Genomic DNA, 12,777 nt, shown 5'->3' with positions numbered 1-12,777 from the left:
ACGACCTTGGCCACCACGACCACAGAATCCGTCACGACGGCGGGCAGCCGCCGACGGGGTGGAGCCGCACCGCGCCTCCAGTCCGGACGACGGGGCGGAGCTGGACTGCGCACGAAGCGCAGCCGGACCGACCCGCTCTTCCTGGTCTTCCTGATCCCCACCCTCCTGCTCTTCACCCTGGCGATCACGCTCCCCGCCGTGATGGGCATCGTGCTGAGTTTCACCGACTCCGTCGGCTTCGGCGACTTCCGGTTCATCGGCCTGACGAACTACGTCGCCGTGTTCAGCGACCCGGCGATCCTGCAGGCGTACCTGTTCACGATCGGGTTCTCGCTCGTCACGGTCCTCGTCGTGAACGCGGTCGCGTTCCTGCTCGCCATCGCCCTGACCTCGAAGATCCGCGGCAAGATCACCCTCCGAGCCGTGTTCGTGCTGCCCATGGTGATCTCGGGCATCGTCATCGCCTACGTGTTCTCGTTCCTGTTCGCGAACAGCCTGCCGGCGCTCGCGACCACGCTCGGCTTCGCGCCGCTCGAGCAGAGCATCCTCGCGAACCCGGACCTGGCGTGGATCGCGATCGTGGTCGTGACCGCGTGGCAGGCGATCCCGTCGACACTGCTCATCTACATCGCCGGCGTGCTCTCGATCCCGGCCGAGGTGTACGAGGCGTCGGCGCTCGACGGCGCGAGCGCCTGGCGGCAGCTCGTGTCGATCACGGCACCGCTCACGGCGGGCTACATCCTCATCAACCTCGTGATCGGGTTCAAGAACTTCCTGAACTCGTACGACATCATCGTCGGCCTCACCGACGGTGGCCCCGGCACCTCGACCACCAGCGTGGCGATGTCGATCTTCAAGGGCTTCAACGGCGGCGACTACGCCTACCAGATGGCGAACGCCACGATCTTCTTCGTCATCGCGGTCGTCATCGCCGTGATCCAGCTGCGGGCGACCCGCGGGAAGGCAGCGCTCTGATGACCATCCAGGCACCCCTCCAGCCGGGGACCACCGCGACCGGCACCATCCGCTCCGTCGACGCCGATCGGAACGCCGGCCGTCGTGGCGAGCGCTTCAACTGGCCGGTCACGGTCGTCCTCGCCCTCTGCACCCTGTCCGTCCTCGTCCCGCTGTACGTGACGATCACGATGGCGTTCAAGACGACGAGCCAGGCGGTCGACGGCAACGCGTTCTCCCTCCCGGCGCCGTTCAGCGTCGACGGCTTCATGCAGGCCTGGCAGCTGACGGACTTCCCGCGCGCGTTCGGCGTCTCGGTGCTCGTGGCCGCGATCACCGTCGTCGGCACGATCCTGCTCGCCTCGTTCACGGCGTACGCGATCGCCCGGAACTGGGACCGCCGGCTCTTCCGCTGGTCGTTCTTCTACCTGCTCGCCGCGATGTTCCTGCCGTTCCCGGTGCTCGCCCTGTCGCAGGTCAAGCTCACCGGCCTGGCGCACCTCGACAACCCGTTCGGCGTCGCGATCCTGCACGTCATGTTCCAGCTGTCGTTCAGCGTGCTGCTCTTCACCGCGTTCCTGCGGTCGATCCCGGCCGAACTGGAGGAGAGTGCCCGCATCGACGGTGCGAGCACGGGGCAGGTGTTCTGGCGACTCGTGTTCCCGCTGCTGGCACCGATGAGCGCCACCGTCGGCATCTTCGCGTTCCTCGCGTCCTGGAACGACTTCGTGATGCCGTCGCTGATCACCTCGAACCCGGCGCTGCAGACCCTGCCCGTGCTGCAGCAGATGTTCCAGACGCAGTTCAGCAACAACTACAACGTGTCGTTCGCCTCGTACCTGATGGCGATGGCGCCGGCGATCATCGTCTACCTGTTCACGCAGCGCTGGGTGATGGCCGGGGTCACGCAGGGCGCGATCAAGTGACGACCACCGACTCCGCAACCGAGAGGACCCCCACCATGACCGACGTCGTCGAGACCGCCGCCGCACCCGCGACCGAGGACGGGAGCAGCACCTGGTGGCGCCAGGCAAGCGTCTACCAGATCTACCCGCGGTCCTTCGCCGACGCGAACGGCGACGGCATCGGCGACCTGCCCGGTGTCACCGCGAAGGTGCCGTACCTGGCGTCCCTCGGGATCGAGGCCGTCTGGCTCAGCCCGTTCTACCCGTCCGCCCTCGCCGACGGCGGCTACGACGTGGACGACTACCGTGACGTCGACCCGCGCCTCGGCACGCTCGAGGACTTCGACGAGATGGTCGCGGCGCTGCACGGTGCCGGGATCCGCGTGATCGTCGACGTCGTCCCGAACCACACGAGCGACCGGCACGAGTGGTTCCGCGAGGCCCTGGCGTCCCCGAAGGGCAGCCCGGCACGCGACCGGTACGTGTTCCGGGACGGCACCGGTCCCGACGGGGCGGAAGCGCCCGCCGACTGGGTGTCGATCTTCGGCGGCCCGGCCTGGACCGCGGTCGGCGACGGCCAGTGGTACCTGCACAACTTCGCCAAGGAACAGCCCGACCTCAACTGGGCGAACCGCGAGGTCCGCGACGACTTCCTGCACACCCTCCGCTTCTGGTCCGACCGCGGTGTGGACGGCTTCCGCATCGACGTCGCGCACGGCCTGGCGAAGGACCTGCCGTCCGGCCCGCTCCCGACGTGGGCCGAGGTCCTCGCGTCGCCGAAGGACGGCTCGCACATCCTCTGGGACCGCGACGACGTCCACGAGATCTACGCCGAGTGGCGGAAGGTCTTCGACGAGTACACGCCCGCACGCACGGCCGTCGCCGAGGCGTGGGTCGCCGCCGACCGCCGCGCCCGGTACGCCAGCGCCGAGGGGCTCGGGCAGGCGTTCAACTTCGACCTGCTCGAGGCCGACTTCGACGCCGGGCAGTTCCGGAGCATCATCGAGTTCAACCTCGGGCTCGCCGAGGAGTCCGGCTCGTCGACCACGTGGGTCTTCTCGAACCACGACGTCGTCCGGCACGCCACCCGCTACGCACTGCCGGCGCGCAACGGCGCCGAGGAGAAGCAGGGCAGCGCGTGGCTGCTCGCCGGCGGCTCGCCGGACGCGCTCGACCGCTCGCTCGGACTGCGCCGTGCCACCGCGGCGACGCTGCTCGAACTCGCGCTGCCCGGCTCGGCCTACCTCTACCAGGGCGAGGAGCTCGGCCTGCAGGAGGTCGGCGACATCCCCGACGCCGACCGCCAGGACCCGGCGTTCTTCCGGAACCCGGGCGTCGACGTCGGCCGTGACGGCTGCCGCGTGCCACTCCCCTGGACCCGGAGCGGCAGGAGCTTCGGGTTCGGCGACGGCGGCGCGCACCTGCCGCAGCCGGCGTGGTTCGCCGACGTGTCGGTCGAGACCGAGGACGCCGACCCCGACTCGACGCTGAACCTGTACCGGAAGGCGCTCGGCCTGCGCGGCCAGCTGCAGTCCGAGGAACACCTCGAGTGGCTCGAGACCGGCCGCGACGACGTGCTCGCGTTCCGCCGGCCGAACGGCTGGACGAGCGTGACGGTGTTCGGCGACGAGCCGTACGAGCTCCCCGCAGGCGAGCTGCTGCTCGCCTCCGCGCCGGTGGCAGACGGCGCACTGTCGGGTGTGGGGACGGCCTGGTTGCGTTCCTGACGGAGGGTGCGCTTCGCGGACGCGACCAGGTGACGGACGGGAGGCGCGGTGCGGGCAGGCACCGCGCCTCCAGTCCGTCAGGCGGTCACGCCCGAGCGCCGTCAGCGCGCGGAGAAGGCGGCCTCGAGGAGCGGCCCGATCAGCCAGACGCTCGCCGCCCAAGCAGCGAGTCCGAGGACGATCGTCAGCCCGACGCGGAGCGCTCGCTCCGCACGCGTCCCCCGCAGGAGCACCCCGACGGCGAGTGCCACCACCATCACGGAGATCCCGTCCGGCACGTTGCGCCCCTCGTAGTGCTCGTCGGTGCGGAGGGCGTACTCGAGTCCGGTGCCGAACGCGAACGCCGGCAGCAGGCTGATCGCCACGGTGCGCGCCCATCGTCGCTCGCTGCGGCACCACCAGCCGACCGCACCGCACACGATCCCCGCGACGAGTCCGGCGCCGAGCCAGACGGTGTCGAAGCGGTTCCACCACTCCGTGTGCGTGTCGGAGAGTTCGTAGTAGCCGAAGACGAGTCCCCATTCCGCGAGGACCCCGCCGACCAGCGCGCACCAGAGTCGAGGGGCGAGGGCTCCCGCGACGACCGCGAACAGCGCCCACGGCGCCGGCGAGTTCGCCCAGAGACTCAGCCACTGCGGCAGGACCCCCTGTGCCCAGAAGGTCACGGCTCCCCCGACGACGCCGGCGGCGAACCCGCTGGCGAGGAACTGGACGGGCCGCGCGAGGTCGATCCGGATCTGCGGTGCGGCTCGGTGTGTGCGTCGCATGGTGCCTGCATACCACATGCAGGCGGCGCCGTCAGGCGCTGCCGGTAGGGTCGCGGCATGAGCGGGGCGACCATCAGCGTGCGGGACTTCGTGATGCGGTTCGGGGACCGGAACGTGGTCGACGGGCTGTCGTTCGACATCGCCCCCGGCGAGACCTTCGGCCTGCTCGGCAGCAACGGCTCGGGCAAGACCACGACCATCCGTGCGCTGCTCGGCATCACCACCCCGACCGCCGGCACCCTCACGATCGACGGGCAGCCCTACCGACCTGCCACCGGCGGGATCGGCTACCTGCCCGAGGAACGCGGCCTGTACCGCAAGGAGTCGGTCATCGACGTGATGACGTACTTCGGGCGGCTCCGCGGCCTGCGCGGGCCCGAGGCGACGGCGTGGAGCATGGACTACCTCGCCCGCGTCGGCCTGGCGGACCGGGCGAAGCTCCGGGTGGACAAGCTCTCCGGCGGCCAGCAGCAGAAGGTCCAGCTCGGCATCACGATCATGGACCGGCCCCGGCTGCTCATCCTCGACGAGCCGACGAAGGGCCTCGACCCGGTCAACCGTCGGTTGCTGCTCGACCTCGTCGACGAGCGGAAGGCCGACGGTGCCACGGTCGTCCTCGTCACCCACCACATGGACGAGGTCGAGCGGCTCTGCGACCGCATCCTGCTCCTGAAGGACGGCACCGCGGCCGCGTACGGCACCATCCCGGATGTGCAGGACGCCTTCGGGGGCGCGGTCGCCAGGGTCGGCCTCGACGGGCCGGTACCGCCGTCGCCGCTGTACCGCCTCGCCCGGCACGAGGGGCACGTCGCCTACCTCGTGCCGATGCCCGCGGCCGCGGCCGACGGGTCGGACATCCTCGCGTCGCTCGTCTCGGCCGGCGTGCACGTCACCGGGTTCGAGATGCGGCGCATCCCGCTCGACGAGATCTTCGTCCAGGTGTACGGCCACGACGCCGGAGCCGACGCGGCCGCCGACACCGCACGGGCCGGAGCCGCCGCGTGAGCCGCCTCGGAACCGTCATCCGGTTCGAGTTCGTGCGTGCGGTGAAGAAGCCCGCGTTCTGGATCGGCACGCTGGCGCTGCCGGTCGTCATCGTCGTGGTGTCGCTCCTCGTCGGGGTCGGGCAGTCCGCCGGGACGGACTCGGTGGTGTCCAGCTCGTCCGCGACGAAGACGCCCTTCCGGTACGTGGACGACTCCGGGCTGGTGTCCGAGAGCGTCGCCGCGAAGTGGGGCGGGTCGCCGTCGGCCGACCCAGCCGCCGACCGGGCCGCGGTGCGCTCCGGAACCCTCGACGCGTTCATCACCTTCCCCGAGTCGCCGTCGACGTCGCCGATCCGGGTCCAGGCGGCCGACCGCGGGCTCTTCGGGAACGGCGGGTACTCGTCGCTGGCGGAGCGGGTCCTCGAGCAGAGCGTCGCCGCGACCGTCGACGACCCGGAGTCCGTCGAACTCCTCCGGAACCCGCCGGACACCGACCTGACGACCTACGCGGACGGCCGGGTGGCGCCGGGCTGGTTGTCGATCGTGCCGCCGTTCCTCTACGTCGCCGCGTTCTTCGGGCTCGTCATCCTGCTCGCCACCCGCATGGTCACGGTGGTGGTCGAGGAGAAGGAGAACCGTATCTCCGAGATGATCCTCACGACCGTCACGGCCGGCGACCTCATCCGCGGCAAGGTCATCGCGATGCTGCTCGTCGGGTTCGTCCAGGTCGGGGTGTTCGTCGTCCCAGGGCTGATCGGGCTGCTCGCCGCGCTCCCCCTCGTGGCGTCACGACTCGGCGGGCTGACCATCGACCCCTGGCGGATGGTGGTCGGTGCGCTGCTCCTCGTCGGCGGGGTCCTGCTGGCGTCGGCGCTGTTCGTCGCGGTCGGGGCCGCCGTGCCCTCGATCAAGGACGCCTCGGCGCTGCAGTCGGTGGCGATCTTCTCGCTGATCATCCCGCTCTACGCGGCGTTCTTCGTGATGACGACGCCGACCTCGCCGGTGGCGTCGTTCTTCACGTACTTCCCGACGTTCACACCGATCACCGCGATGGTCCGGAACGCGGTCGGGTCGCTCACCGTCACCGAGTCGGTGGTCTGCATCGTCGAGGTGTTCGTGGTCGCGGCCGTGCTGCTGTGGTTCGCCGAGTACCTGTTCCGGCACTCCGTCGCGCAGTACGGCTCGAAGGTGACGCTCCGGCAGATCGTGTCGTGGCGTCGTCGGTCGCGGGCCTGACCGGCCCGACCGGCTAGCTGGTGAGGACGACCTCGTCGAGGTCCCACGCCCGCACCTCGCGCTCGCGCCACCCCTGACGGAGGGTGCGGACGGCACGGTCGAACTCCACGAGGACGTCGATGTGCGGGCGCACGAGCATCTGGATCTGCAGCCCCTCGTACACTGCGAGCAGCTGCGTCGCGGCCTGGTACGCGGGGATCGCCAGGCGCTCGGACCCGGACTCGACGTCGCGCTCGAGCCCGGACGAGAGCTGCTCGGCGTACTCCTCGAAGCGCTTGCGGAAGAGCTCGGCGAAGCCGGTGTCGGCCGCCGCGATCGTGATGGCACCGGCGAGCACCCGCACGAGGCCGGGGTCGGCGACGTCCTCGGCGAGGGTCATCCGGACGTGCTCGATCGTGCACGTCGGCGGGTTCCTCCGACGCGTCCCGCGCAGCTGCGTCCACCGGTCGTAGGTCACGAGCAGCAGCGCGTCCCACGTCGGGAAGAGCCGCTCCACCGTGGTCACCTCGATGCCGGCGACCTCGGCGACCACCTCGGCGTCGACGCTGTCGAACGGGTGCAGTCGGTAGGCGCGGATCGCGGCGCGGACGATCCGTTCGGCCAGGGACTGTTCGTCCTCGAAGGCCGCGTCGTGGTGGTGTGCCATCCGACCATCACACACTGTTCCCGAGGGTTTGTCTCGTCCCAGAGCGGGGGCCTCGGTCAGCCGACCGTGACCGGGGCCGCCGAGGGCTTCGTGCGCTGGCGCATCCAGACGAAGAACCCGGTCAGGGTGAAGACGCCGTAGACCACGTACATGAGCCCGGAGGCGTAGTACCCGGCCGAGAACAGGAGCGGCACACCGACCAGGTCGACCGCGACCCAGATCAGCCAGAACTCCACCCAGCCCTTGGCCATGCCGTAGGTGGCGAGCAGCGAGCCGACGAAGATCCAGGCGTCGCTCCACACGGGCTCGTACGAGCCGAGGGCGCGGAACACCGGGGTCAGGACGGCGGTGCCGCCCACCATGACGAGGACCATCAGTCCACGGGCCTTCCAGGAGGCCCAGCGCGGCTCGATCACGGTCGTCGCGTCGTCGGGACGGTGCGTCCAGCGGTACCAGCCGTAGACGCTCACGATGATGAACATCACCTGGCGTCCGGCCTGACCGAGCAGGTTCACGGGGTTGGGGGTGTCGAAGAGCGCTCCCATGAAGACCGTGAAGAGCAGGGCGTTGCCGACGATGCCGACCGGCCAGGCCCACACCTTGCGGCGCATCCCACCGAGGGCGCTGAGCAGGCCGAACACGTTGCCGATCACCTCGCGCCAGAGCACGGTCTGGTCGCCGATGACGAGCTGCGCGTCGAACAGCCACCGCACGATGCCCATGGGCCCTCCTCGTTTCCGGACGGTGCAACGGTACGGGGGTGGTCGGCATTCCTTGCACGACCGAGACCGATCGGGGTACAAACCGTGTCGGCACTCTCGGGGACGAAAATGACCCCTGTACTGGGTCCATTCAGACGCATGTTCCCTCTTGTCCGCACTTTTGGGGACCGGTAGCGTCGACACCAGAGCGAGTCCAGCCCGCCCGCGACGTGTCACGTCGCGGAGCCCGGCGACAGCTCTCCGGCACAGGTCAGCCGCGACCCGCACGAACCTCGGGTCGATGACATCGTCCCGTCGGCACTGCCGATGGTCGCAGCGCGCCCGAACGCGCAGAACGGACCCCTCATGCACAAGATCGTGACCGGTGCCATCGCCGGCGCCGCCGGTGTCGCCCTCCTCCTCGGCGGCGCGGGCACCTTCGCCCTGTGGAACGCCAGCGCCAGCACGGCGGCCTCCTCGGTGAGCTCGGGATCGCTGACCCTCAGCGCGAACAACGACGGCGTCTGGACGGACATCACGAACGGCCGTTCCGCGACGATCAACCCGGCGAGCGCCCTCATGGTGCCGGGCAACTCGTACCAGTTCACGCAGACCCTGACGATCGGTGCAACCGGCCAGGACCTCAAGGCGAACCTCACCTACGCGAGCCAGAGCATCACCGGTGACAGCGCCCTGCTCGCCGCGACGACGAAGACCCTCGCGGTGACCTCGTCGAGCGCCTCGGTCGTGCAGTCGACCGCGAACGCGAACACCTTCGTGGTCTCCCCCTCGGCCGCGACCTCGACCGTCAAGGTCGTCTTCACGATCACCCTGCCGTCGTCGGCCACCACGGGCCAGGGCGGCACGCTCAACGTCGGCGCGCTCGCGTTCACGCTGACCCAGACCGCGATCGGTTCCTGACCCGCGGAAGCAACCCGGGCCGTTGAGCCCGTGGTCTCGATGGGTCCCTGATCCGCCGATCGCGACCACGCGCCTCCTGGCCCACCCGCACCGCCGGACGGCGGTGCACACCACCACGACGACCAGGGGACGGACATGACCAGCACACCGAGGACGAGCGGACGCCACGCGGCGCCGCGTCGTCACCGGTGGATCTGGCCCACTGCCCTCGCCCTGGTCGTCGCGGTCGTGACGGCGCTGCTCGGCACGGGCGGCACCTACGCGCTCTGGAACGGCACCGCCAGCACCTCGGCCTCGACGGTGCGGTCCGCGACCGCCACCATCGCCACCGGCCCGCTCTCCGCGATGAACACGTCCGTCCTCGGGCCTGGTGGCGGCGTCACCGGCACGTTCACGGTCCGCAACACCGGCTCGATCCCGCTCACCATGCGGGTCGCCACCACCTCGACGAACGTCGCCTACGCCACGAACGCGACCCCGACTGCGGTGCTCGGTGAACTGAGCCTGCGCCTCGCGGTGGTCGGCAGCACCACCGACTGCCGCACCGGGCTGTCCGGCGCGAGTGGACGGCTCGCTGCCTTCGACACCGGCAGCGGCTCGTTCACCCTCGCGGCCGGCGCGAGCGCGGTCGGGTGCGTCGAGATGGACCTCGACGCCGACGCACCGCAGACCGTCGCCGGGGCCGTCACCGACTTCACCCTGACCGTGACCGGGACGCAGGTCAGCGCATGAGCCGCCGACTCCGCACCGTGCTCGCCGGGCTGCTCGCGCTGGCGTTCGTCGTCGGCGGGTCGTCCGCCGCGTGGGCGCTCTGGAGCGCGACCGGCACGACGGCCTCGAGCGTGACCATCGGGAAGACCGGGGCGTCCCTCACCGGCACGAGCGACATGACGACCACGTTCTCCTCGAGCGTGACGAGCACGACGAAGCCGCTCACCCTGACCAACGCGGGGTCGCTCGCCGGCACCGCCACCACCACCGTCTCCGTCGTGTCCGGCAGCTCGACCGTTCTCGCACAGGCCGTGAGCGTCGTCGCGTGGCCCGTGACCGGGACCGCGGCCTGCACGGCGTCGACCTCGGTCGGCACCGGCTCCGTCTCCGGCACCTGGGCGTCGCTGCCGAGCCTGACCACGAAGCTCGCCGCCGGCGCCAGTGCTGTCTGGTGCACCCGCAGCACGCCGTCCTCGTCCGCGCCGGCCTCGAGCACCGCGAACGTGAACGTGAACCTCACGGTGACGGCCGGCACGTGGAGCTCGGGCGTCGTGTCCGGAGGCTTCTACTTGAACACCTCCGCCGCCACGCCCGCCCTCACGTGCACGGACCACAGCGGCAACTACGTCGAGGTCGCCTGGGCCACCTCGTCCCGTCCGAAGGACACCTGGTACGGCGCCTACGCCGGGCGCGATGCGTCCACGATGGTCGCCCCGAAGCAGCAGGACTACTACGGCCGCTTCACCATCGCGCCGAGCCAGATCCCCGCGAGCGTCGCCACGAGCGGCCCGGTGCTGATCACCGTGAAGATCCTCGACAGCGCGGGCAACCCCACGAGCACCGTGGTCGGGACCGGGCAGATCACCCTCTTCACCCAGAACGACGGGGCGGCCGTCCGGTGCGGCGCATGAGCGCGGCCACCGACGGCGCTGCCCGGCGCGCCCGGCGCCCGCCGCGCACCGGCTGGCGTGCGGTCGTCCACGCCCTCGCGCTCGGGCTGAGCACGGGGCTGCTCGTCATCGTCGCCGGGCTCGCCGTCGTGCTCATCGTCGTGCCGAAGGCGACCGGGTCCACGCCGCTCACCGTGCTCACGCAGTCGATGGACCCGACGCTGCCGCCCGGCACGCTCCTCGTCGTCCGGCCGACGCCCGTCGAGGACATCCGCATCGGCGACGTCGTGACCTACCAGATCACGTCCGGGCAGCCGGCGGTCATCAGCCACCGGGTGGTCTCGGTCGCGTCGTCGTCGGACGGGTCCCGGACGTTCACGCTCAGGGGCGACAACAACGCGCTCGCCGATCCCGCACCGGTGACGGCTGCCCAGGTACGCGGCGTCGTCTGGTACAGCCTGCCGGACATCGGCCTGGTGAACCAGCTCGTCAACGGGTCGCGCTCGTGGCTCGTGCCCGCGATCGCCGGGGTCCTGCTGGCGTACGGCGCGGTGATGGTCACGATCGGCACCGTGTCGGCCGTGCGCCGCCGACGCGCCGCGGGCGACGCCGACGGACGGGGGCCACGCGGTCGCGGCACCCACCGGGCTACGCTCGGGTGACGTGACGGACGGCGTGGAACGGGCGAGGGCGCTGCTCGACGACGCGGCGCGACGGCTCCGCGACGCCGACGTCCCGGACGAGGCGCTCGGCGAGTACGTCGAGCCGAAGGCCGTACTCGGCATCCGGCGCGAGCCCACCATCCGATCGCTCGGCCGGGTGTGGCGGGTCGGCGCGCTGCTGCTCGGGTCCTCCCCCGAGACCGACGGCCGGGTCTGGGCGACCGGACGGAGCACGCGCGTCACCGAACCCGGGCGGTCGCAGTTCGTGTCCGTCTCCGCCGAGGTCCGTCGGGCCTACCGGGCAGCGGCGCAGAAGGGCCACTTCGAGCCCGGGGACACCGTGAACCACGGCGCGACGCCGATCCCGGTCGACGGGTCGCTCGTCGGCTCGGACGGCGTGTTGTTCGTCGAGGACGGGGGCCCGTTCGTCCGCTGGTCCCCCACTGCGGGCGCCGCCGTCCCGCTCGAGGCGTACCTGGCGGACCGCGTCGGGCTGCTGGTCGATCCCCCGCGCGGCGCGACCGACTGACCACGGCGCGACCACGCGGCGTCACCACGCGTCCGCGCGCGCCGTCGCGGTTGACGCGACCCGTCGCGGTGGACAGGACCCGTCGACGGACGGGAGGCGCGGTGCCGGCCCGCACCGCGCCTCCCGTCCGACCGTGGCTCGGTCAGGACCGTGGTCACGTCACAGACTGAAGCCGCCGTCCGACGTGAGGACCTGCCCGACGACCCAACTGCCGGAGGACGACGCGAGCCACCCGATGAGCTCGGCCGGGTCCTGCGGCGTCCCGACGCGACCGAACGGCGTGCTCGCCAGGTACTCGTCGAGGCCGTCGAGCGACCGGTCCGTGGTCTCCGGGTCCATGTAGCCCGTGTTCACCGGCCCCGGGTTGACGGTGTTGAGCACGATGCCGAGCTCGAGCAGCTCCTTCGCGACCGTGGCGGTCACCCCGGCGAGCGCGGCCTTGCTCGCGGCGTACGCGACCTCGCCGATCATCGCCCCGTGGATCTGCCCCGAGGTCATCCAGATCACGTGCCCCTGCGCCTCGGCGTACGGGCCGGTCCCCACGATCCGGTCCCCCGGCCGTCGTGGCTCGTCCGTCCGCGGTGCGCGGCGCCGGGCGAACTCGGCGGTCAGCAGCATCGTCGCGCGAGTGTTGACCTCCCAGAAGGCGGTGAGCCGCTCCGGGGTCATGTCGAGGATGCTGCCGTCGTCCCCGCTCTTGGCGTGGTTGCACACGAGGACGTCGAGGCGGCCGGTGAGTGCCGTCGCGGTGTCGATCAGCTCCGGGATCACGGAGGGATCGGACAGGTCGCCGGGGACGTCTGCGAACCGGGCGCCCTCGGTGAGGTGTGCGCGCAGTCCGTCGCGGACGGCGTCGAGGTCGTCGCCGCCCCACGGCAGGTCGATGTCGTGCGGGCGGTGGTGGTGCACGACGATGCTCGCGCCGAGGTCGGCGAGCTTCGACGCGACGGCGAACCCGATGCCACGGCGTCGTGAGACACCGGTGACGAGGGCGGTCTTGCCGGCGAGGGGCAGGGTGGATGCGGGCATGCTGAACCTTTCGACGGCCCCGACGGGGCGCTGGAGGGAGTCGGAAGCGGGTTCAGCGGCACTGCATGCCCGCCACCCTACACAGGGCGGCGCGCTCGCGGAACCGTCGTGGA

14 protein-coding genes are annotated in these 12,777 nt (G+C 71.1%); 10 read left to right on the top strand and 4 right to left on the bottom strand.

The window, feature by feature from the left end; all coding sequences use genetic code 11:
• Positions 1-6 precede the first annotated feature (6 nt).
• From ACEN8D_RS16210 to ACEN8D_RS16200, 3 genes are read left to right on the top strand one after another with little or no spacing between them, the layout of a single operon-like run.
• On the top strand, positions 7-975 hold the full coding sequence (locus tag ACEN8D_RS16210; protein WP_413399517.1) for a carbohydrate ABC transporter permease: 969 nt from the start codon (positions 7-9) through the stop codon (positions 973-975).
• Entirely contained in the window at positions 975-1,880 is a 906-nt protein-coding gene (locus ACEN8D_RS16205) for a carbohydrate ABC transporter permease (protein ID WP_413399518.1), read from the top strand. The genes ACEN8D_RS16210 and ACEN8D_RS16205 overlap by 1 nt, the downstream gene beginning before the upstream one ends.
• A gap of 35 nt (positions 1,881-1,915) precedes the next feature.
• On the top strand, positions 1,916-3,586 hold the full coding sequence (locus tag ACEN8D_RS16200; RefSeq protein ID WP_413461369.1) for a glycoside hydrolase family 13 protein: 1,671 nt from the start codon (positions 1,916-1,918) through the stop codon (positions 3,584-3,586).
• 101 nt (positions 3,587-3,687) lie between these two features.
• Here the strand turns inward: ACEN8D_RS16200 and ACEN8D_RS16195 are convergent, their stop codons facing one another.
• Positions 3,688-4,353: a DUF6518 family protein gene (locus ACEN8D_RS16195; protein WP_413398933.1), complete on the bottom strand. Its 666-nt coding sequence runs from the start codon at positions 4,351-4,353 to the stop codon at positions 3,688-3,690.
• Positions 4,354-4,410: 57 nt separating this feature from the next.
• Between ACEN8D_RS16195 and ACEN8D_RS16190 the strand changes: the two genes are divergently transcribed.
• Together ACEN8D_RS16190 and ACEN8D_RS16185 are read left to right on the top strand one after the other, a co-directional pair.
• Entirely contained in the window at positions 4,411-5,358 is a 948-nt protein-coding gene (locus ACEN8D_RS16190) for an ABC transporter ATP-binding protein (RefSeq protein WP_413398934.1), read from the top strand.
• The gene (locus tag ACEN8D_RS16185; protein ID WP_413398935.1) at positions 5,355-6,575 is read left to right on the top strand and encodes an ABC transporter permease; all 1,221 of its coding nucleotides are present in this window, start codon (positions 5,355-5,357) and stop codon (positions 6,573-6,575) included. The genes ACEN8D_RS16190 and ACEN8D_RS16185 overlap by 4 nt, the downstream gene beginning before the upstream one ends.
• A 13-nt stretch (positions 6,576-6,588) precedes the next feature.
• On the opposite strand, the gene ACEN8D_RS16180 is transcribed toward ACEN8D_RS16185, so the two are convergent.
• Positions 6,589-7,221 (bottom strand): TetR/AcrR family transcriptional regulator, encoded by a 633-nt coding sequence (locus tag ACEN8D_RS16180; RefSeq protein WP_070418224.1) that lies wholly within the window; start codon positions 7,219-7,221, stop codon positions 6,589-6,591.
• Positions 7,222-7,277: 56 nt separating this feature from the next.
• Positions 7,278-7,943 carry a nicotinamide riboside transporter PnuC gene (pnuC, locus tag ACEN8D_RS16175; protein WP_413398936.1) on the bottom strand — a complete coding sequence of 222 codons (666 nt, stop codon included), beginning with the start codon at positions 7,941-7,943 and terminating at the stop codon, positions 7,278-7,280.
• A 345-nt stretch (positions 7,944-8,288) separates the two neighbouring features.
• Here pnuC and ACEN8D_RS16170 point away from each other — a divergent pair, with 345 nt between their 5' ends.
• The 5 genes from ACEN8D_RS16170 to ACEN8D_RS16150 all read left to right on the top strand — a co-directional run bounded on the left by ACEN8D_RS16170 (position 8,289) and on the right by ACEN8D_RS16150 (position 11,635).
• The gene (locus ACEN8D_RS16170; RefSeq protein WP_070419449.1) at positions 8,289-8,843 is read left to right on the top strand and encodes an alternate-type signal peptide domain-containing protein; all 555 of its coding nucleotides are present in this window, start codon (positions 8,289-8,291) and stop codon (positions 8,841-8,843) included.
• A 135-nt stretch (positions 8,844-8,978) separates the two neighbouring features.
• Positions 8,979-9,575 carry a TasA family protein gene (locus ACEN8D_RS16165; RefSeq protein WP_413398937.1) on the top strand — a complete coding sequence of 199 codons (597 nt, stop codon included), beginning with the start codon at positions 8,979-8,981 and terminating at the stop codon, positions 9,573-9,575.
• Complete coding sequence (locus tag ACEN8D_RS16160) at positions 9,572-10,465, top strand: hypothetical protein (protein WP_413398938.1); 894 nt, start codon at positions 9,572-9,574, stop codon at positions 10,463-10,465. The genes ACEN8D_RS16165 and ACEN8D_RS16160 overlap by 4 nt, the downstream gene beginning before the upstream one ends.
• A complete protein-coding gene (locus tag ACEN8D_RS16155) occupies positions 10,462-11,106 on the top strand; it encodes a signal peptidase I (protein WP_495601070.1) in 645 nt (214 codons plus the stop codon). The genes ACEN8D_RS16160 and ACEN8D_RS16155 overlap by 4 nt, the downstream gene beginning before the upstream one ends.
• 1 nt (position 11,107) lies before the next feature.
• Entirely contained in the window at positions 11,108-11,635 is a 528-nt protein-coding gene (locus ACEN8D_RS16150) for a hypothetical protein (RefSeq protein ID WP_413399766.1), read from the top strand.
• A 159-nt stretch (positions 11,636-11,794) separates the two neighbouring features.
• On the opposite strand, the gene ACEN8D_RS16145 is transcribed toward ACEN8D_RS16150, so the two are convergent.
• Entirely contained in the window at positions 11,795-12,664 is an 870-nt protein-coding gene (locus tag ACEN8D_RS16145; protein ID WP_413399767.1) for an SDR family oxidoreductase, read from the bottom strand.
• Between the last annotated feature and the right edge of the window lie 113 nt (positions 12,665-12,777).

This window comes from Curtobacterium sp. Curtsp22 (genome assembly GCF_059492135.1).
This window is presented reverse-complemented; position numbering and strand designations above follow the sequence as displayed.

Coding starts and splice junctions, on each gene's coding strand:
- ACEN8D_RS16195 (WP_413398933.1), bottom strand. CDS start 4,353: ATGCGACGCACACACCGAGCCGCACCGCAGATCCGGATCGACCTCGCG.
- ACEN8D_RS16160 (WP_413398938.1), top strand. CDS start 9,572: ATGAGCCGCCGACTCCGCACCGTGCTCGCCGGGCTGCTCGCGCTGGCG.
- ACEN8D_RS16180 (WP_070418224.1), bottom strand. CDS start 7,221: ATGGCACACCACCACGACGCGGCCTTCGAGGACGAACAGTCCCTGGCC.
- ACEN8D_RS16205 (WP_413399518.1), top strand. CDS start 975: ATGACCATCCAGGCACCCCTCCAGCCGGGGACCACCGCGACCGGCACC.
- ACEN8D_RS16190 (WP_413398934.1), top strand. CDS start 4,411: ATGAGCGGGGCGACCATCAGCGTGCGGGACTTCGTGATGCGGTTCGGG.
- ACEN8D_RS16165 (WP_413398937.1), top strand. CDS start 8,979: ATGACCAGCACACCGAGGACGAGCGGACGCCACGCGGCGCCGCGTCGT.
- ACEN8D_RS16170 (WP_070419449.1), top strand. CDS start 8,289: ATGCACAAGATCGTGACCGGTGCCATCGCCGGCGCCGCCGGTGTCGCC.
- ACEN8D_RS16155 (WP_495601070.1), top strand. CDS start 10,462: ATGAGCGCGGCCACCGACGGCGCTGCCCGGCGCGCCCGGCGCCCGCCG.
- ACEN8D_RS16145 (WP_413399767.1), bottom strand. CDS start 12,664: ATGCCCGCATCCACCCTGCCCCTCGCCGGCAAGACCGCCCTCGTCACC.
- pnuC (WP_413398936.1), bottom strand. CDS start 7,943: ATGGGCATCGTGCGGTGGCTGTTCGACGCGCAGCTCGTCATCGGCGAC.
- ACEN8D_RS16200 (WP_413461369.1), top strand. CDS start 1,916: ATGACCGACGTCGTCGAGACCGCCGCCGCACCCGCGACCGAGGACGGG.